This window comes from Thiolinea disciformis DSM 14473 (genome assembly GCF_000371925.1).
GTDB lineage: Bacteria > Pseudomonadota > Gammaproteobacteria > Thiotrichales > Thiotrichaceae > Thiolinea > Thiolinea disciformis.
Genome location: NZ_AQVE01000013.1, coordinates 33,457 through 51,945 on the forward strand (window position 1 = coordinate 33,457; position 18,489 = coordinate 51,945).

General features: G+C 46.7%; 19 protein-coding genes. 8 read left to right on the top strand and 11 right to left on the bottom strand.

Annotated features, from left to right (window positions below; translation table 11 throughout):
- Nucleotides 1-73 precede the first annotated feature (73 nt).
- On the top strand, nt 74-793 hold the full coding sequence (locus A3IE_RS0111090) for a potassium channel family protein (protein WP_281167183.1): 720 nt from the start codon (nt 74-76) through the stop codon (nt 791-793).
- A gap of 10 nt (nt 794-803) precedes the next feature.
- Complete coding sequence (locus A3IE_RS0111095; RefSeq protein WP_020395695.1) at nt 804-2,150, top strand: TrkH family potassium uptake protein; 1,347 nt, start codon at nt 804-806, stop codon at nt 2,148-2,150.
- A 49-nt stretch (nt 2,151-2,199) separates the two neighbouring features.
- On the opposite strand, the gene A3IE_RS0111100 is transcribed toward A3IE_RS0111095, so the two are convergent.
- Nucleotides 2,200-2,802, bottom strand: coding sequence for a DedA family protein (locus A3IE_RS0111100; protein WP_020395696.1), 603 nt, complete (start codon nt 2,800-2,802; stop codon nt 2,200-2,202).
- Nucleotides 2,803-3,047: 245 nt separating this feature from the next.
- Here A3IE_RS0111100 and A3IE_RS0111105 point away from each other — a divergent pair, with 245 nt between their 5' ends.
- Nucleotides 3,048-3,404 carry a hypothetical protein gene (locus A3IE_RS0111105; RefSeq protein ID WP_020395697.1) on the top strand — a complete coding sequence of 119 codons (357 nt, stop codon included), beginning with the start codon at nt 3,048-3,050 and terminating at the stop codon, nt 3,402-3,404.
- 1 nt (nt 3,405) lies between these two features.
- Here the strand turns inward: A3IE_RS0111105 and A3IE_RS0111110 are convergent, their stop codons facing one another.
- The 9 genes from A3IE_RS0111110 to A3IE_RS0111150 all read right to left on the bottom strand — a co-directional run bounded on the left by A3IE_RS0111110 (nt 3,406) and on the right by A3IE_RS0111150 (nt 12,615).
- Entirely contained in the window at nt 3,406-4,113 is a 708-nt protein-coding gene (locus tag A3IE_RS0111110) for an ABC transporter ATP-binding protein (RefSeq protein ID WP_020395698.1), read from the bottom strand.
- Between the two features lies 1 nt (nt 4,114).
- Nucleotides 4,115-4,873, bottom strand: coding sequence for an ABC transporter ATP-binding protein (locus A3IE_RS0111115; protein WP_020395699.1), 759 nt, complete (start codon nt 4,871-4,873; stop codon nt 4,115-4,117).
- Nucleotides 4,870-5,865, bottom strand: coding sequence for a branched-chain amino acid ABC transporter permease (locus A3IE_RS0111120; protein ID WP_020395700.1), 996 nt, complete (start codon nt 5,863-5,865; stop codon nt 4,870-4,872). Before A3IE_RS0111120 ends, A3IE_RS0111115 begins: the two co-directional genes overlap by 4 nt.
- Nucleotides 5,866-5,868: 3 nt before the next feature.
- A complete protein-coding gene (locus tag A3IE_RS0111125; RefSeq protein ID WP_020395701.1) occupies nt 5,869-6,738 on the bottom strand; it encodes a branched-chain amino acid ABC transporter permease in 870 nt (289 codons plus the stop codon).
- A 70-nt stretch (nt 6,739-6,808) separates the two neighbouring features.
- Entirely contained in the window at nt 6,809-7,987 is a 1,179-nt protein-coding gene (locus A3IE_RS0111130) for an ABC transporter substrate-binding protein (protein ID WP_020395702.1), read from the bottom strand.
- A 21-nt stretch (nt 7,988-8,008) separates the two neighbouring features.
- Complete coding sequence (locus tag A3IE_RS0111135; protein ID WP_020395703.1) at nt 8,009-8,809, bottom strand: alpha/beta fold hydrolase; 801 nt, start codon at nt 8,807-8,809, stop codon at nt 8,009-8,011.
- 172 nt (nt 8,810-8,981) lie between these two features.
- The gene (locus A3IE_RS0111140) at nt 8,982-10,547 is read right to left on the bottom strand and encodes a benzoate-CoA ligase family protein (protein WP_020395704.1); all 1,566 of its coding nucleotides are present in this window, start codon (nt 10,545-10,547) and stop codon (nt 8,982-8,984) included.
- Nucleotides 10,548-10,591: 44 nt separating this feature from the next.
- Entirely contained in the window at nt 10,592-12,139 is a 1,548-nt protein-coding gene (locus A3IE_RS0111145; RefSeq protein ID WP_020395705.1) for a 3,4-dehydroadipyl-CoA semialdehyde dehydrogenase, read from the bottom strand.
- An 11-nt stretch (nt 12,140-12,150) separates the two neighbouring features.
- Nucleotides 12,151-12,615, bottom strand: coding sequence for a 4-hydroxylaminobenzoate lyase (locus A3IE_RS0111150; protein WP_020395706.1), 465 nt, complete (start codon nt 12,613-12,615; stop codon nt 12,151-12,153).
- A gap of 139 nt (nt 12,616-12,754) precedes the next feature.
- Here A3IE_RS0111150 and A3IE_RS0111155 point away from each other — a divergent pair, with 139 nt between their 5' ends.
- The 5 genes from A3IE_RS0111155 to A3IE_RS0111175 all read left to right on the top strand — a co-directional run bounded on the left by A3IE_RS0111155 (nt 12,755) and on the right by A3IE_RS0111175 (nt 17,704).
- Nucleotides 12,755-13,681, top strand: a complete 927-nt coding sequence (locus A3IE_RS0111155) for a helix-turn-helix transcriptional regulator (RefSeq protein ID WP_020395707.1) — start codon at nt 12,755-12,757, stop codon at nt 13,679-13,681.
- A 109-nt stretch (nt 13,682-13,790) separates the two neighbouring features.
- Nucleotides 13,791-15,443 (top strand): 2,3-epoxybenzoyl-CoA dihydrolase, encoded by a 1,653-nt coding sequence (gene boxC, locus A3IE_RS0111160; RefSeq protein ID WP_020395708.1) that lies wholly within the window; start codon nt 13,791-13,793, stop codon nt 15,441-15,443.
- Between the two features lie 61 nt (nt 15,444-15,504).
- On the top strand, nt 15,505-16,932 hold the full coding sequence (boxB, locus tag A3IE_RS0111165) for a benzoyl-CoA 2,3-epoxidase subunit BoxB (RefSeq protein WP_020395709.1): 1,428 nt from the start codon (nt 15,505-15,507) through the stop codon (nt 16,930-16,932).
- 120 nt (nt 16,933-17,052) lie between these two features.
- Nucleotides 17,053-17,499: a PIN domain-containing protein gene (locus A3IE_RS0111170; protein ID WP_020395710.1), complete on the top strand. Its 447-nt coding sequence runs from the start codon at nt 17,053-17,055 to the stop codon at nt 17,497-17,499.
- Nucleotides 17,483-17,704 (top strand): hypothetical protein, encoded by a 222-nt coding sequence (locus A3IE_RS0111175; protein WP_020395711.1) that lies wholly within the window; start codon nt 17,483-17,485, stop codon nt 17,702-17,704. Before A3IE_RS0111170 ends, A3IE_RS0111175 begins: the two co-directional genes overlap by 17 nt.
- 251 nt (nt 17,705-17,955) lie before the next feature.
- On the opposite strand, the gene A3IE_RS0111180 is transcribed toward A3IE_RS0111175, so the two are convergent.
- Entirely contained in the window at nt 17,956-18,408 is a 453-nt protein-coding gene (locus A3IE_RS0111180) for a hypothetical protein (RefSeq protein WP_020395712.1), read from the bottom strand.
- Nucleotides 18,409-18,489: the final 81 nt, after the last annotated feature.

Consider the following 18,489-nt stretch of genomic DNA (forward strand, 5'->3'; position numbering starts at 1 on the left):
GGGTAAGCCTTAACCATCCGCTTAAGTTTATCCTCTTTCCAGAACCCGTCATTCGACGGGTTTTGACCTTTATTTGCTAGCACTCCTATACTGTGTACCTTTCTGTTCTCTAACGGTTTTAGGGGCTGTCATGGCAACACCATCGAAAAGTTTTGCAGTCATTGGTCTAGGTGTCTTCGGGAGTAGTGTCGCCGAGGAGTTGGTGCGCTTTGGTAATTATGTGCTGGGTGTCGATCAAGATGAAAAACGCGTAACTCGCTTGGCGAGTCGCTTATCAGAAGCCGTGATTACCGATGCGACGGATCAGCAAGCCTTAAGTGATTTAGGCATTGGTAAATATGATGTAGTCGTGGTGACAGTAGGTGAGGATCTGGAAGCGAGTATTTTGTGCTTAATGAATGCTCGTGCTTTAGGGGCGAAAGAAATCTGGGTTAAAGCTAATAGTCGAACGCATCATCGCATTTTAGCCAAATTAGGCGCAGACCGTATTGTGCATCCTGAGGAAGAGTATGGGCAGCATATTGCGCAAATGCTCCACAATCCCTTGGTGAAGGATTATGTGAAATTGGGGAATGGTTTTCATGTCTTCAATATTGAGGTTTCTAGTCGTAGTGATGGAAAAAAATTAAGTGCATTTGAGCTAGAAAAGTTTGAATTGCGTGCTTTGGGTGTTATGAGGGGCTCAAAGTATGTGACTCTGACGGATGGTGAGGCTGAGTTAAAAGCTGATGATTTATTATTAGTCTTAGGGCGGCGTGTGGATTTACGTAGGTTTACCAACAGCCTACAGTGAGGCAGGATGTATGTTTACTTGGCTACGCAATATTGCTTTTCGGCGTTCTATCCATTTACCACCACCTGCCTTATTAGCGTTTAGTTATATTTTATTAATTTTACTGGGCACGCTGCTCCTCAAGTTACCTATTGCGACCCATCAGGGCATTGCGTGGGGAGATGCATTATTCACAGCGGTTTCAGCCGTAACGGTAACAGGTTTAGCCGTAGTAGATACCGGTAGTTATTATACCACTACGGGACAGGCGTTTATTTTGCTGCTGATTCAGTTAGGTGGTTTAGGAATTATGGTGTTTGCCGTCTTGGTACTGTCAGCACTCGGCGTACCTATTGATATGTCACACCATGTCTTCTTGCGCGAAGATCTGAATCAAACCTCCGTAAGCCAATTATTGCGTTTGCTAGAGATTATTATACGCATTGTATTGATATGTGAATTAGGAGGAATGGTACTACTAGCTTTTGTCACTGTGCCTGAATTTGGGTGGCTACAGGGCTTATGGCAGGCGCTATTTCATTCTATTTCAGCTTTCAATAATGCAGGCTTTGGTTTATTTCCAGACAGTGCTATGCGCTGGGCGACTAATCCACTCGTTAACTTCACGATTCCCATGTTGGTGATTGTAGGCGGACTTGGTTATACGGTTATCGCCGATATTGTACAAGTACGTAAATGGCAGCAATTTAGTCTACACACCAAACTGATGTTAGTTGGCACAGGCATTTTATTACTGTCATCCACCGTCTTATTTGCTGCCTTAGAGTGGACTAATCCTAAAACCTTGGCAGGGATGGAGAGCGGGTTTGATCGTTGGCAGGCCAGTTGGTTTCAGGCTGTTATTGCCCGTACGGCGGGGTTTAATAGCATTGATCTAAGCGGAATGCACGATAGTACGGTGTTCATGTTTATTTGGTTGATGTTGATTGGGGGTGGCAGCACATCAACAGCTGGCGGTATTAAGGTGACCACCTTTATTGTCCTGATTCTGGCAAGCCTAGCCTTTTTCCGGCGTGAGCCGCGCATTAGCGTTTTTGGGCGGAGTATCGGCATGGAGCAAATTCTGAAAGTGATGGCCATTAGTATGATCACTATCATCTTAGTCATGTTAGGCATTTTCCTCTTAGCCTTAGCGCATGATGGTGAATTTTTGAATATTGCCTTTGAGGCTGTTTCGGCTATTTGTACCGTCGGTGTTTCGCGAGGCTTAACCGGACAGTTTGATGATGTTGGGCGTATGGTGCTAATGGTATTAATGTTTATTGGACGTGTAGGGCCTCTGACTTTGGGTTTTTTCTTAGCGACCCAAATCCCACCACGAATCCGCTATCCAGCAGGGCAGGTCTATTTCGGCTAGTTATACAACAGGCGTGTTGAATGTTCAGCACGCCTTGGGCAGGCTGATCTTAGGTGTTCGCGCGGCGTTGCCATAAATAATAGCCGCCAATCAACAAGGCGACGCTCGCTAAAATGGCAGCAGTTAGATAAGGTAAATTTTCTTTAATCAACTGTTCATTGCCACCAATAAAATAGCCCATCAAAATCAAAATCAGCGACCATAGCGCGCCACCCAAGCACGTGTAGAAACTAAATTTGGCAAAGTTCATCCGTGCCAGTCCCGCTGGAATCGAAATCAAATGGCGGATACCTAACACTAAACGTCCTGTAAAGGTTGAAATAGCGCCATGTTTCGCGAAGAACTCATCCGTTTTATGCAGCAACGCCGGGCGCACGAAAAAGTATTTACCGTATTTTTCTAAAAAGGGGCGACCCACCCAGAGCGCTAGCACATAGTTAATACTCGCACCCAGCCAAGTGCCTGTGGTAGCAGTCAGTAAAATTAGCCAGATATTCATTTCGCCTTGGTGCGCCAAGTAGCCAGCAGGAATTAATACCAATTCGCTGGGAACGGGTAAAACGGTCGATTCCATCGCCATCAAAATAAAAATGCCGGGGTAGCCCCAAACGCCTACCGTGTTCAGTAGCCAGTTTACCAAATCATGTAACATAAAAATCCTTGTGTCGTTATACGCTTTGCGCTACGCCAGTTAGCTTGGACGCAGTGTATAACAGGTTTTAGCAGGCTTGAGTAGAATTTTGCAGCCTCATTAGATTTTTCTTGAGCTAGCTATAAAAAAATTTCAGGAAAGATATGTTACATTTTGTATAAAAAAAGACTAAATATAGTTTAAGATGAATGCTAGATGAATGAACCATGCTTTAGGTTAATGCAACCATTGCAAGGAGGCAATTGATGTTTCGTTCAATAAAAGTCCTATTAAATGCTACTGCCTTAGTTTGTCTATTAGCTCCCGCTGTGTATGCACAAGATCTGCGGGTGAATTTGGTAGCGACCATCGATAACGGTCCTGCCATGGAAAATGTTTCTTGGAAGCTGTATCGGGTTGATGATGCTGTGAGCAATAGCAAGACCGTACCTTCTGGAAAGCCTATAACTTCTGCCGACAATCATTCAACGCATGTACTGTTGCCAGCAGGCCGTTATCGGGCCGTGGCTACCTTAGTTTCAGACAAGAAAACGATTACTAAAGTGATGGACTTCCATGTCCGAACTTCCGATAGTCGTGTCGTTGTCCGTATGGATAAATAGTCTAGACGCCTAAATAGCTGGCTAATTTGGGATCGTTAGCGATAGCAGCGGCTTCGCCTTGCATGACGCTTAAACCTTTTTGTAGGACGAGTGCCCGGTCACTATTTGCTAAAACCTTATGATAGTTACGATCCACGATTAGGGTAGCAATGCCGCTGGCACGAATCTCGCCGATAACACGCCAGATTTCTTCGACGATTAATGGGGCTAGTCCTTCCGTGGCCTCATCCAGAATAATTAATTCAGGATGCGTCATCAGGGCGCGTCCAATGGAGAGCATCTGTTGTTCGCCCCCCGATAATTGGCCACCCAGATTGCTAATACGCTCTTTTAGACGTGGGAAGGTTTGTAGTACTTTGTCATAGCTCCAGTCATTGCGACCAGTAGCGCTGGGGCGTGCTGCCATAACGAGATTTTCGTGTACGGTCAGATTAGGAAATACGCCGCGACCCTCGGGAACATACGCCACACCTAAACGCGCAATTTCGTGAGGTTTGGCCTTGGATTTATCTTGTCCAAATAATCTAATTTGTCCATCGCGCTGTTTGACATGGCCTAAAACCGTGCGAATCAGGGTACTCTTACCCATTCCATTCCGACCTAGCAAACCAATGGTTTCGCCCCGACTAATTTGCAAATCAATACCATGCAAGATATGGCTAGAACCATACCAAGCATGTAAGTTGGTGGCCTCAATAATATGACTCATATCAGTGAGCTCCTAAATAAGCGGTCTGTACATCGGCATTGCTGCGAATCTGGTCGGGTGTATCGGAGGCAATAACGCTTCCATTAACCATAACCGTAATTTTATCGGCGATACGAAACACGGCATCCATATCATGCTCCACCAATAAGATGGCATGATTGGCTTTGAGATTATTCAGCAATGCCAACATACGTTCAGTTTCCTCAGCGCCCATACCCGCCAAGGGTTCATCGAGTAATAACACTTCGGGACGTGTGGCAAGACACATAGCAATCTCGAGCTGGCGTTTTTGACCGTGTGATAGTAATCCGGCAGGTCGATCGGTGGCCTCTGTTAAACCCGCTTGGGTAATAGCAGACTCAGCTGAGCTCACACTGATTTTACATTTCTGGGCGTTATTCCACCAAATCCAGGGTCGATGTACTTGGGCTTGCGCGGCTAGACGGCAATTTTCGAAAACAGTGAAATCAGGAAAAATCGTATTACGCTGATAGCTGCGCCCTAAACCATGACGTGCACGGCGGGGTTGTGACCAACGCGTCGCATCTTTACCCAATAGCTCAATCTTTCCAGCCGTCGGAGTGATCTCACCGGAAAGGATATTAATGAGGGTTGATTTTCCTGCACCATTAGTGCCAATGACCGCATGAATCGTACCGCGCTCTAAGGCTATTGATACTTGGTTAATCGCCACCAAACCACCCCAACGCTGGGTAATATCACGGCCTTGTAAGAGAATGTCAGGGGTTGCTGTGGTCATGACATTTTCTCCGTGATAATGCGTTTTTCACCGTATAAGCGTTTGTGTATCCAATCGGGTAGACCAATTAAGCCCTTGGGTAAGAGAGCTACACAGGCAATAATAGTGAGGCCGAGACCTAACTGCCAATGCTTGGCAAAACTGCCGAAGATAGCATCAGACTTGAAAAACTCTTGCAGGAATATGAAGGCAAACGCACCAATTAATGCCCCTTCTAAATACCCTAGACCACCTAAGATAATCATGATGAGTAAAGCCCCCGATAAATGCCAGCTCATCATTTCTGGATTCACAAAGCCATCTTTCACCGCGAATAAGAAGCCCGCTAAACCTGCTATACCGCCGGATGTGATAAAAGCAGCAAGTTTATAAGGGTAGGTATAAAAACCTGAGGCAAGCATACGTTGCTCATTGATTTTGATACCCGCCAAAGCACGCCCAAAGTGAGAGCGCAGTAGAATGGCTAAGAAGACGAAAGTCCACACTAAGAAGACTAGGGTGAAGTAATAAAGGGTATGGGGTTTACTTAAATCAATTGCACTATCGAGGCCGGGTTTAAAATACAGGTAAATACCATCAGTACCGCCGCCGAGTGGGGTGTCATGAACCACATAATAAGCCATTTGGGCAAATGCGAGGGTGACCATAATAAAGTACACGCCTTTGGTGCGCAGGGATAAAGCCCCAACGAATAAGGCATATAAAGCGGCGGCGGCAACACACGCAGGCAAGAGCCATAACCAAGAGGCTGAGGCATCTTGGGGTGACAATAACACCGCACCATAAGCGCCTATACCGAAAAAGGCAGCTTGACCGAAGCAGACTAAACCGACATTACCAACTAATAGTTCGAGGCTAAGGGCTAGAATGGCGTAGATCATGATTTTGGTCACGAAATCAACCCCATATTCGCCTGCGATCAGTGGATAGAGCGCTAATCCAGCGAAGAAAAGTAGTAGAAAAGCCAATCGGCCTTGTGAAATCGTATGCATATCTCATCCCGCCTTGAATAAGCCATTGGGTTTCCACAATAAAATGAGCGCCATTAACACATAGGCCAATACGCCAGACGCTTCTGGTACTAAAACTTTGCCGAAGGTGTCCACAAAGCCAATTAATAGTGCTGCAAAGAAGGCGCCACGAATCGAGCCTATCCCACCAATAACCACCACCACAAAGCAGATAATGAGGACTTGGTTGCCCATGCCGGGATAAACGGAGGAAATAGGAGCAGCTAACATGCCAGCTAATACCGCGATAGCTACACCAGCCGCGAAGACCACGCGATATAAAAATTGAATATCGATCCCTAAGGATTGCACCATTTCACGATTGACACTACCAGCACGAATCATCATACCTAGCCGAGTACGCGAAAATACGTAATACATGCCGAGCGCTAATAGAATGCACATGCCTGAAACGAAGAGGCGATACACGGGATAAGTCATAATATCGCCAAGTGGCAAAGTGCCTGCCAATAACTCGGGTGGTTGTATGCCATGCACGTCATCACCAACCAAAATACTACGCAACTCTTCAAACACCAGAATAAGACCATAGGTCATTAACACTTGTTGTAAGTGGTCACGGTCATACAGATAGCTGAAGAAAGCCCATTCCAAAACATAACCGAGCACTACCGCAAGGACGACGCCTAAGATGAGGGTGAGGTAGAAATTGCCGCCAACCATCGGTGCGAGGGCAAAGGCCATGTAAGCACCAATCATATAAAAGCTACCGTGTGCGAGATTGATCACGCCCATGATGCCGAAAATTAAGGTTAAGCCCATCGCGACTAGATACAGCAATAAACCATATTGTAGTGCATTGAGGCATTGAATCAGAAAGGTGGACAGATCCATAAGCACCTCCAACAACGCTCTCTTCAATAGAAAGAGCGTTGGGACTAATGAAGTAGCAGTGTGGAAAGGGTTATTTGAGTGGGCAGCCTGTTGCAGGATCAGCTAATGCTTTACTAGCGACTTCTACGACCACATTTTCTTTGCCTTTGGCTTCACGCAAATAAATGTCTTGCACCGGATTGTGGGCTTTGGAAATAGTAAATTTACCGCGCGGGCTATCAATTTCAGCTTTTTCAATCGCAGCAGCAAGCTCTGCTTGTTTGCTGACATCGCCATTAGTCGCGGCTAAGCCAATGCCTAGCATTTGCGCAGCATCGTAGCCTTGTACGGCATACACATCGGGAACCATGTCTTTGTAAGCTGTTTCATACGCGCTACGGAAGGCTTTATCTTTGGGATTATCCAGTTTATCCGCATAATGTAAGGCCGTTTGCAAACCTTCTGCATCACCGCCTTGAGCCTCTAAAGTCCCATCAGTTAAGAAACCTGCACCATAGAGAGGAATCTTGTCCATTAGGCCTGCTGCTTTGTAATCCTTAACAAATTTTACGGCGCCACCACCCGCAAAAAAGGTGTAGACTGCATCGGGTTTAAGTGCAGCAATTTCAGTTAAGAGCGCTTGGAATTCGACATTGGGAAAGGGTAGATTCAAATCTTTAATGACTTCGCCGCCGTTCTTCGTAAATGAATCCTTGAAGCCTTTGATGGACTCATCACCAGCCGCATACTTCCACGTAATCGTAACCGCTTTTTTAATACCTTTTTTCGCCATCACTTCACCCATGGCATAACCGGGCTGCCAGTTGGAGAACGAGCTACGGAAAATATTCGGCGCGCACATAGGACCCGTAATGGCTTGTGCACCTGCATTCGGTACGAATAATAAGGTCTTGGTTTCTTTGGCAACTTTTGCCATCGCGGCAGCAACACCGGAGTGAACCGTGCCTACCACAACATCTACTTTGTCGCTTTTGATTAGTTTATTAATATTATCGGTGGCTTTGGCAGGGTCTGACTCATCATCTACTTTGACGTATTCAATAGTACGACCCCCTAGCTTGCCGCCTTGTTCGCTCACATAGAGTTTGAATCCATTTTCAATAGCATTGCCTAAGGCGGTATACGTTCCGGTAGCGGGTAACATGAAGCCGACTTTGATGGGTTTGTTATCTTCAGCATAAGCGGAAAGAGAAGCGCCCAGTAAAGCAGACGCCAATAAGGCGACACGAAACATTTGCTTGTATTTCATAAATGATTCTCCTCCAGAATCTTAATGTATAAAGTCACGGATTATAGCAATCAGTGTTTCTTGCTGATCACGGTGTGGTGAGTGCCCGCAATCCGGCAGTTCTACCACTTTTGTGTGCGGTAGACGACGGCTAATACCGTGAATTTGCTCCAAAGTCCCATATTCATCCTCTGCGCCTTGTATCGCTAAGATAGGGCAGGAAATGGTGTCTAGGTTTTTTTCAATCGACCAAGCCCGAAAGTCAGCGCTTAACCAAATCGTATTCCAAGCCCAAAACGCAGCGTCAGGATTGTCATGATAACGGGCTAATTTGCTGGGCAAATCCGTCGTCAAATAAGCGGTTTTGGCTTGCTCAATACTTTGTATCGTCAAATCCTCTACAAAAATATGCGGTGCTAACACCACAATACCTTGGAGCTGATGTGAAAACTCAGCAGCATACAGTAGCGCAATCGAGCCACCGTCACTATGCCCCAATAGCCATAATGCCTGTTCCATAGGATTAATGTTTAGTGCCTGCAGTAAGGCCGGTAACACCTCATAGGCTTGGCGATGCATAAAATCAGGCTGCCAGTTTTCGTCTACAGCTCGCTGTGTCGATTTGCCATAAGTGGGGCGCGAATACACAAGGCCGCGTGCACCGAGCGCTTGGCAAAGTTTCTGTGGGAAATCGCGCCACATGGATAATGAGCCTAAACCCTCATGCAAGAAAATAATCAGTGGGGCTCTGCGCTGGTGATCGCCAATCCACTGATATTCAATATTCACAGCCTGCTCACGCCAAGCAATAGTGGCAAACATAGGCAAGGACTTTGAGGTCATGCCACGTCCTTGCTGTAAGGTGATTCTAAATTTTTACCCTGTTTATCAAGGGGGTACATCAGTATCACTCCGTATTGAGTGTGCCAAGCAATAGGGGCAGTTTAAAGTGCTCTAAGCCAGTGCAATATACAATTCTTCAGAAATTGCTATGCACTTTTTCTAGACTAGCCATTTATGCCTTATTTTCTTGCTCACGCAGTTTAAAACGCTGAATTTTACCAGTCGCGGTTTTGGGTAATTCTTTAGTAAATTCAATAAAGCGTGGATATTTGTAAGGGGCAAGTCGATCCTTAACAAAGGCTTTTAACTCCTCCTCAGTCGCGTGTTGGGTTTCTTTTAGCACCACAAAAGCTTTGGTTTTCACTAAACCATCCTGATCGGTTTTGCCAATCACTGCCGCTTCCAGTACCGCAGGGTGCTGAACCAAGGTTGCTTCTACTTCAAAAGGTGAGACATAAATACCGCTGACTTTGAGCATGTCATCACTACGTCCCGCATAGGTGTAAGTGCCATCAGGATTGCGGATGTATTTATCACCACTTTTAGTCCAGCCGCCTTGGAAGGTGTCACGTGTTTTTTCGCGATTATTCCAATACATTGTCGCAGCACTGGGGCCTTTGATATATAAATCGCCTGCTTCGCCATCAGCGGCGGGCAAGCCTTGCTCATCACGTAGCTCGACTTCATAGCCTGCTACCGGCCAGCCGGTTGTGCCATAACGTACTTTGCCGGGGAGATTAGATAAGAAAATGTGTAACATCTCGGTTGAGCCAATCCCATCAATAATTTCTACGCCAAAATGTGCCGTAAAGCGCTCACCAATATCCGCAGGCAAAGCTTCGCCCGCCGAGGAAGCTAAACGTAAGGCCACTTGCTCTTTGCTCGGTAAGTCGGCTGCAGCGAGCATTCCGGCAAAACCGGTCGGTGCGCCAAAAAATACAGTGGGTTTTTGTTCTGTCCAGCGTTTGAAAACCGCCGCAGGTGTAGGGCGTTCCGCCATTAAAAGGGTGGTAGCTCCCACACTGAGTGGAAAACTTAAGCCATTGCCTAGACCATAGGCAAAGAATAGTTTAGCGGCAGAAAAGCAAATATCCGCTTCACGAATCCCAAGACAGCGTGAGCCATATAATTCTGCTGTCCAATAAGGATTGGCATGGGTATGAACTGTTCCTTTAGGGCGTCCAGTCGAGCCGGAGGAATAAAGCCAAAAACCGTGGTCATCGCCACAAGTGGGTGCAGGTTTACTGGCTGGGGTATGCATTTGCAGGAATGATTCAAAGGCGATTTCGGAGGGATGCAAGGGCGCAGCCGGATGCGAGACGATCACCTTATTCACTTCATGATCGGATTTGGTCATGGCAGCGGTCAAGGTAGGGAGCAAAGCACCTGAAACCAAGGCCACTTGGGCACGCGAATGCTCCAACATATAAGCATAGTCATCAGCAGTTAGCAGCGTATTGACGGCGACAGGCACTAAGCCTGCATACATCGCCCCCAGAAAACTTACGGGCCAATCATTGCAATCATGCATCAACAATAACACACGCTCTTCGCGTTTTAGACCTAGGCTACGTAAGCCACTGGCGAGCCGGCGCACGCGCTCAAATAACTGGTCATAAGTCAGCGTGCCATAATCATCGATATACGCGAGTTTCGTACCACGCTCGCCATTACGGTTTATTAAATACTGGGCGAAATTAAAGCCAGCGCCGGGGCTAGGAATATCCTCAATGCTCATCGCATCTCCTCCATTACGATAGGTTAAACTCGCCGCAGCGATGCTTATTGCAATTGTTCTAATACCGTGGTGCTTGCTTGGATTGCACTACGGCGATGATAGAAGTTCAAAGCGCGCAAACCCCCTAATTCCTCGCCACCTCCTGCACGTCCAGGACCCCCGTGTATAGACTGTGGCATCACATTCCCGTGGCCAGTATGTACTGCGCCAACATCGGGTGAAATCACATGCACACGCCCATGGCTATCCCCTAATTCGATAGCCGCGTGTGCCAGCGCTTGTGGGTCTGAGCCATATAGGGAGCTGACTAAAGAGCCTTGTCCACGACGAATTAACTGCAAGGCATGGTCTACATCACGATAGGCAATGAGAGTTGCAACAGGGCCAAAGACCTCCAGTTCATGCACGATCTGGGCTTTGTCTGCATCACCGACCCCTAATAACGTGGGTGCTATGCAGCAAGAGGTTTGTGTATCCGCATCTACTAGCGGCTGTTTAGCGCCATCAAATAGGGTATCAGCCTGGCTTTGCAGTTGCGCTAAGCCTGCTTGAATGGAGTGGAGTTGGCTTTTATTGACGACGGCTCCCATACGCACGCTTTCATGACGTGGATTGCCTACGGTGATGTTGGCGAGTTTGGCACTAATCGCTTCCGCTGCTGCTGCATATAGCGTTGTTGGTACGAAAATACGTCGAATCGCTGTGCACTTTTGCCCCGATTTAACACTCATTTCGCGCACCACTTCTTTCACTAATAAGTCAAAAGCAGCGCTATCTGCGGTTTCATCGGGCAGGAACAAGGCAGAGTTGATACTATCGGCTTCGATATTGACGCGCACTGACTGTTCAGTCATGGCAGGATGCGAGCGAATAAGACTGGCGGTGGCGGCTGAGCCTGTGAAAGACACCACATCGAAAGCTTGTAATTGGTCCAGCAAGCCTTCGGAGCTTCCGCAAATAATAGATAAAGCGCCTGCGGGTAAAATGCCAGCGTCTACCACATCCTTGACCATGCGTTGCGTAAGCCAAGCGGTCGCAGACGCCGGTTTGATAATAACGGGAACACCAGAGAGTAAGGCGGGCGCGGCTTTTTCCCAGAAACCCCAACTGGGGAAATTAAACGCATTAATGAATAAGGCCACCCCGCGTGTAGGCGTCAAAATATGTTGTGCTTGGAAGAGTGGATCTTTGCCAAGCCGTGCTAATTCACCGTCTAATAGAAATTTACGATCACCGAGCTTTTCGCCGAATTTGGCATATTGGCTCAAGGTGAAAATGCCACCATCCACATCGATGGCGGTATCATTTTTTACTGTGCCGCTATTGGCGGTAGAAATGTCATAATAGTCGCCACGATTTGCTTGCAATAGATTCACCATCGCACTCAATAAAGCGCCGCGTTCACGGTAGTTTAGGGCGCGTAACGCTTTGCCACCCTGTTCGCGGGCGAAGTGAAAACCTTCTGCTAAATCGAGACCGGTCGCGTCGATTTTAACTAACTCATTACCCAGCACCGGATCAATCAGGCTAGTACCCTTGCCCGAACCCCGTTGCCATCGTCCAGCCCAGTAGTTTGCTAATAATTCAGTCATGATATTTTCTCTTAACGCGTGAACTCAATACGGCCTTGGGGTAACAGATATAACACTAAAGCACGACCTTGGGACACCGTGGGTTTGTGCGCACTGTTCGGTGGATAGACCAACCAGCCTGCTGGATGCCCATCGAATAGAGCATCGCCTTCCTGTGGCATAATCAGATCTATTTCCCCTTCAGGATGGCTATGATGTGGGCCAATAACGTCCTTCATATCGACTACATCGACCGAAAATCCCTGTAAGTCCTCCGAAGGTTTAAACACGCGTCCATAGCGAATGCCGCCTGCTTCACGCTCACATAACCACCCTTCAGCAAGACCCGTTTCGCAGGATTGTTTGAGTTGTTGATAGCTGGGGCTATCCACGCCATGATGGGTATTAAGCCAGTCACCTAACTCAGCATTGAGCGGTTTCCCCGCTAATGCTGCGGTGAGAGTGGCGATTTGTTGACGAAAATCAGCAATAGACACGAGCCTTCCTCCTAACACACACTAATCCTTGCTAATTCACTAAACATGAATTATTTTGCATAATTGAACAATATATCCGGTTACTATGACTGTCAAGCATTATATTGCATATTACGTGAATTGCTCAGGAATCGAGCCTATGGCTACTAAGAAAAATATAGCAAGACTATCTCCCTCTGTTGCTCCCACTGAGCCGGAAAAGCATCCATTTTTGGTGACGCTAGGTGAACGTATCCGTGCCTTGCGTGCGCGCAGCGGTCTAACCCGTAAAGCCTTATCACAAGCGGCAGATGTATCGGAACGGCATCTCGCTAATCTTGAATATGGCGAAGGCAATGCATCGATTTTGGTCTTGCTGCAAGTTGCCGACGCCTTACAGTGCAGCCTGATGGAATTGATTGGTGATGAAAAATCCTCTTCTCCGGAATGGCTACTCATTCAAGCTTTATTAGAAAATTGTAGTGAGACTAAGCTGCGCCAAATTCGTTTGAAAATCAGTGAAGTACTCGATGAAAAGGGTCATGCCGCTTTAAATCCACGCATCGCCCTCATTGGGTTACGCGGTGCGGGTAAATCGACCTTGGGACAATTATTAGCAGATGACCTCGGCTTTCCTTTGATTGAGATCAGTCAGGAAATCGAAAAAATGGCCGGTTGTAGTAGTGGTGAGATTCAAGCCCTCTATGGCATGAATGCCTATCGTCGCTATGAGCGCCGCGCGATTGAGGAAACCATCCAAATTTATCCTGAAGCTGTAATTTGTATGCCGGGTGGTATGGTGTCTGATCCCGTAACGTATAATCAAGTCTTGACGCATTGCACTACCGTTTGGTTACAGGCCGAGCCTGAAGACCATATGCAACGTGTCTTGGAGCAGCGTGATTTCCGCCCCATGTCGATGTCTGGCTCACAGGAGGCCATGGATGACTTGAAGCAAATTTTGGCTTCGCGCAATGCGTTTTATGCCAAGTCTCAGTTCAAGTTGAACACCAGTGAGCAATCGTTAGAGCAAACTTTTATACTGTTACAGAGCATGATGCGCAGTGCTTTGCATTTATCCAAATAAATTTTAAATTTATGCATTTTAATGCTTGTTTCTTCTGCAAGTTTGCACTATTATTCATATCAGTTAAGGCTCAATGATGAATTATAGTGCGCTTTCAGGAGGATGAAACGTGACCACAACCGCAGTCGATTACCAAACCCACCCGTCTCAATACAAACATTGGAAACTGTCTTTTGATGGTCCGATTGCCACACTCAGCGCTGATTTCGATGAAAATGGCGGCTTACGTCCTGGCTATAAATTAAAGCTGAATAGTTATGATCTGGGTGTCGATATTGAGCTGAATGATGCGATTAATCGGATTCGTTTTGAACACCCTGAAGTGCGTACCGTAGTGGTCACTAGTTTAAAAGATAAAGTGTTCTGCTCCGGTGCCAATATCTTCATGCTCGGTGTCAGCAGCCATGCGTGGAAAGTAAATTTCTGTAAATTCACTAACGAAACACGGAATGGTTTAGAGGATTCCTCTAAGCACAGTGGCTTAAAATTCTTAGCGGCGGTGAATGGTGCTTGTGCTGGTGGTGGTTATGAATTAGCGCTGGCTTGCGATGAAATTCTGTTAGTCGATGATCGTTCGAGTGCCGTCAGCTTGCCAGAAGTACCTTTATTAGGTGTCTTGCCAGGGACTGGTGGTTTAACGCGTGTCACGGATAAGCGTCATGTACGCCATGATCTCGCCGATATTTTCTGCACCACGACCGAAGGGGTGCGTGGGCAAAAAGCTAAAGATTGGCGTTTGGTGGATGAGATTGCTAAGCCCGCCGTATTCGCGCAAAAAGTCAAAGAGCGTGCGCTGCAATTAGCTGAGAAAAGTGATCGTCCTGCTGATGGCAAAGGGGTCGCTCTGACGCCTATCAGCCGTACTATCGAAGCCGATGCACTGCACTATAAGCATGTGAGCGTAGACATTAATCGTGCTGCGCGCACAGCAACCTTCACCGTCAAAGCACCTGAAGGGGTGCAGCCTAGCTCGGTTAAAGAAATCGAAGAAGCCGGTGCAAGCTGGTATCCACTGGAATTAGCGCGTGAGTTGGAAGATGCGATTTTATCCATGCGCACCAATGAATTAGATATTGGTATCTGGTTGCTGAAAACTTCTGGCGATCCAGCCGCCGTGCTGGCGATGGATAAAGTATTACTTGATAACCAGAGTCATTGGTTAGTGCGTGAAACCATCGGTTTATTACGTCGCACCTTTAGCCGTTTAGATGTGTCTTCTCGCAGTTTGTTTGCCTTGATTGAAAAGGGCTCTTGCTTCGCCGGTTCGTTCTTAGAGTTTGCTTTAGCCTGCGACCGGACTTATCACTTAATGCTACCGGATGATGCGGATACGCCAACGATTACCGTCGCCGATGTGAATTTTGGTTTGTATCCGATGGCAACGGGCGAAAGCCGGATTGGGCGGCGTTTCTACAATGAACAGCCTGCTTTAGAAGCGGTGCGTGCAAAAGCAGGTCAAGCTTTGGATGCAGATGCGGCGTTTGCTGTTGGCTTAGTCACTAGCAATCCAGATGATATTGATTGGGATGATGAAGTACGGATTGCGATTGAAGAGCGTGTGGCTATGTCACCGGATGCACTCACTGGCATGGAGGCAAACTTACGCTTCAATGGCGAAGAGAATATGTTCACACGAATTTTCGGGCGCTTAACGGCATGGCAAAACTGGATTTTCCAACGTCCGAATGCCGTCGGTGAGCATGGTGCATTGAAAGTGTACGGCAAAGGCAATAAAGCCCAGTTTGATTGGAACCGCGTTTAAACCTGAATTGTAATAGGGGAAGTGTGCTACGCACTTCCTCAGACCCCTTGGAGGAGTTGAAATGTCCACGATTGATTACCAAGAAAAGATTCCGAATAACGTCAATCTCGCTGAAGACCGTACCTTAAAGCGTGCTTTAGAAAATTGGCAACCGAACTACCTAAACTGGTGGCAAGACATGGGGCCGGATGGTTCACATGGTTTTGATGTTTATTTGCGTACGGCGGTGAGTGTTGACCCGCAAGGTTGGGCGCAATTTGGACATGTGAAGATGCCGGATTACCGTTGGGGTATTTTCTTAAATCCAGCCGAGCAAGACCGGAAAATTCACTTCGGTGATCATAAAGGCGAAGCCGCATGGCAAGAAGTACCAGGGGAATATCGCGCTAATTTACGCCGGATTATTGTTACTCAAGGTGATACTGAGCCTGCTTCTGTCGAGCAACAACGCCACTTAGGTTTAACTGCACCGAGCCAATACGATCTGCGTAACTTATTCCAAGTCAATGTGGAAGAAGGTCGCCATTTGTGGGCGATGGTGTACTTACTGCATAAATACTTCGGGCGCGATGGACGGGAAGAGGGCGAGGCTTTATTAGAGCGTCGTAGTGGTCAGCAAGATAATCCTCGTATCCTGCAAGCCTTCAATGAGCCAACGCCAGATTGGTTATCTTTCTATATGTTCACTTACTTCACGGATCGTGACGGTAAGTTCCAATTATGTGCCTTGGCTGAGTCCAGCTTTGATCCTTTAGCACGCACTACGAAATTCATGCTCACCGAAGAAGCACATCACATGTTCGTCGGTGAGTCTGGCGTATCGCGGGTGATTCAGCGCACTTGCCAAGTGATGAACGACCTGAAGACGGATGATCCTGCGAAAATTCGTGCGGCAGGTGTAATTGATCTGCAAACGATTCAGCGTTATATCAATTTCCATTTCAGCGTCACGATTGACCTATTCGGCGCAGATGAATCATCCAATGCCGCGACTTTCTACACCACTGGCTTAAAAGGTCGCTTTGAAGAAGGCAAACGCACAGACGACCACGTATTGAAAAATGACAGCTACAAGGTGTTAGAAGTACGCAATGGTCAATTAGTCGAGAAAGAAGTGCCGATGTTGAATGCACTGAACGAAGTGCTGCGTGACGACTACATTAAAGACAGTATTTCTGGCGTTGAACGCTGGAACAAAGTGATTGAAAAAGCAGGGATTCCTTTCCGCTTAACTGTCCCACACAAAGCCTTCCATCGGAATATTGGCTCGCTATCAGGTGCTAAGGTATCGCCACAAGGCCAAGTGGTCAGCCAAGCCGAATGGGATGCGAATGTGGATAAATGGTTGCCTTCTGTAGCTGATCGTCAGTTCGTCGCAAGCTTGATGGGGCGTGTGACTGATGCGGGTAAATTTGCCAATTGGATCGCACCACCGGTGATGGGGATTAATCGCCAGCCCGTTGATTTTGAATATGTGCGGTTTAATTAGAAACTGAGTTTTCTCTACTTGAAAAGCCACTTACAGTTGCGAGTGGCTTTTTGCTTGGTGAGTTCGGCAGGCAGCTCCATAATACGTTATGCTAAAGCTAGGCAGCTTTAGGAACTAGATATGCGGGTTTATCTTGATAATTGTATATTCAATCGTCCATTTGATGATCAAAGTCATATACGCATTCGTTTAGAAGCAGAGGCTAAGCTCTACATTCAACAACAAATTCGTGAGCAGAAGTTGGAGTTGGTCTGGTCATATATTCTGGAATTTGAGAATGCACAGAATCCTTACCATGAGCGCCAACATGCTATCCAAACATGGAAAGATTTGGCAGCAGTGGATATTGAGGAAAGCCCAGTTTTGCTAGATACGGCACGTATCTTAGTGGCTCAAGGGATTAAACCCAAAGATGCTTTGCATGTCGCTTGTGCTGTGGAAGGGCAAGCGGATTATTTTATTAGTACCGATGACAAGCTTTTGAAAAAAATCCAAACTATTCCCATCATTTCTGCTCTAAACCCAATGGATTATATTAAGGAGCTTCCTCATGAAACAACTCACTGATACCGAGATTCGGGTTAATGGTATTGCTGCTTTGATTGCTAGCTTAGGGGAAGTTCAAGCCGAGCGTTTTATTAGTTTGATTTTGCGTGAGCCATTTGATTATACCCAGTGGCAAAAAAAGCTTTGGGAAGATACAAGTTTGGAGGATTTAAGTAGGATGGCTATGGATTCTCGGCGGGAAACTAAGAAGACTCAAGCCAAGTGAATCCACTTCTCCAGACTTAAAATCTAGCGAGCTGTCTCTGTTTTTAATTCTACATACAATACTGCACAGACACCATTATAGAATATGTGTTTCTTTGGATACCAACTTCAAAGGTGTTGGACGATGGGAAGAGAACCTCCAGAGCGAAGCGAAAGAAGGAGGTTAGCCACCGTTGTCTCTATTTTCCTATTTGTTGTCTTCGTGTTCATCCTCTATGGGTATGGGCAAGCTTGGTAGTTCAGATTGGAGCTTCAAAAAGTTATATCTTTCAGAGAATACTTTCCATCGGACCATGTAATCGCTGGATAAAGCTCTGAAACAACCACAGAAACCAAATGTTCGTCAGAAATATGCATCAACGCGTGAACCAACTCTTCGAGGATGCAGGCCACTTGAATATCAGGAAAAAAATTCGCCATTTTGTTGTAGTCAAGAAAGACGATATGCTCAACATGAGCATTGATAACGCCCAGACTAGGAGTGTATATCAGCTCGCCATTGTTCAAGTTCAGGCTGAATGGAGCGGAAGCAAAAATCACATGGATGGGATGAGAAAACCACATAGCTGGAGCAATAACCGCCGTAGCCTTCCAAAAGGCTTCCGCGATGCCACGCGGTATCGTTGCGGCGCTAACGCGGAAAAAATGTCTATGCTTTTGATCAATTCCTCGTTCTATCTCCTCGACAGTTATAAAGTCAGTCATGTATTAAACCCTCAAACGAACAGTTTATTAGACAGAATCTCGGTACAATATCTTCACCCAAACCCGCCTAGTCTGAGATTG

Coding starts and splice junctions, on each gene's coding strand:
- A3IE_RS0111140 (WP_020395704.1), bottom strand. CDS start 10,547: ATGAGCATTGAGGATATTCCTAGCCCCGGCGCTGGCTTTAATTTCGCC.
- A3IE_RS0111180 (WP_020395712.1), bottom strand. CDS start 18,408: ATGACTGACTTTATAACTGTCGAGGAGATAGAACGAGGAATTGATCAA.
- A3IE_RS0111125 (WP_020395701.1), bottom strand. CDS start 6,738: ATGGATCTGTCCACCTTTCTGATTCAATGCCTCAATGCACTACAATAT.
- A3IE_RS0111095 (WP_020395695.1), top strand. CDS start 804: ATGTTTACTTGGCTACGCAATATTGCTTTTCGGCGTTCTATCCATTTA.
- A3IE_RS0111155 (WP_020395707.1), top strand. CDS start 12,755: ATGGCTACTAAGAAAAATATAGCAAGACTATCTCCCTCTGTTGCTCCC.
- A3IE_RS0111170 (WP_020395710.1), top strand. CDS start 17,053: ATGCGGGTTTATCTTGATAATTGTATATTCAATCGTCCATTTGATGAT.
- A3IE_RS0111105 (WP_020395697.1), top strand. CDS start 3,048: ATGTTTCGTTCAATAAAAGTCCTATTAAATGCTACTGCCTTAGTTTGT.
- A3IE_RS0111115 (WP_020395699.1), bottom strand. CDS start 4,873: ATGACCACAGCAACCCCTGACATTCTCTTACAAGGCCGTGATATTACC.
- A3IE_RS0111175 (WP_020395711.1), top strand. CDS start 17,483: ATGAAACAACTCACTGATACCGAGATTCGGGTTAATGGTATTGCTGCT.
- boxB (WP_020395709.1), top strand. CDS start 15,505: ATGTCCACGATTGATTACCAAGAAAAGATTCCGAATAACGTCAATCTC.
- A3IE_RS0111120 (WP_020395700.1), bottom strand. CDS start 5,865: ATGCATACGATTTCACAAGGCCGATTGGCTTTTCTACTACTTTTCTTC.
- A3IE_RS0111135 (WP_020395703.1), bottom strand. CDS start 8,809: ATGACCTCAAAGTCCTTGCCTATGTTTGCCACTATTGCTTGGCGTGAG.
- A3IE_RS0111100 (WP_020395696.1), bottom strand. CDS start 2,802: ATGTTACATGATTTGGTAAACTGGCTACTGAACACGGTAGGCGTTTGG.
- A3IE_RS0111110 (WP_020395698.1), bottom strand. CDS start 4,113: ATGAGTCATATTATTGAGGCCACCAACTTACATGCTTGGTATGGTTCT.
- A3IE_RS0111130 (WP_020395702.1), bottom strand. CDS start 7,987: ATGAAATACAAGCAAATGTTTCGTGTCGCCTTATTGGCGTCTGCTTTA.
- A3IE_RS0111145 (WP_020395705.1), bottom strand. CDS start 12,139: ATGACTGAATTATTAGCAAACTACTGGGCTGGACGATGGCAACGGGGT.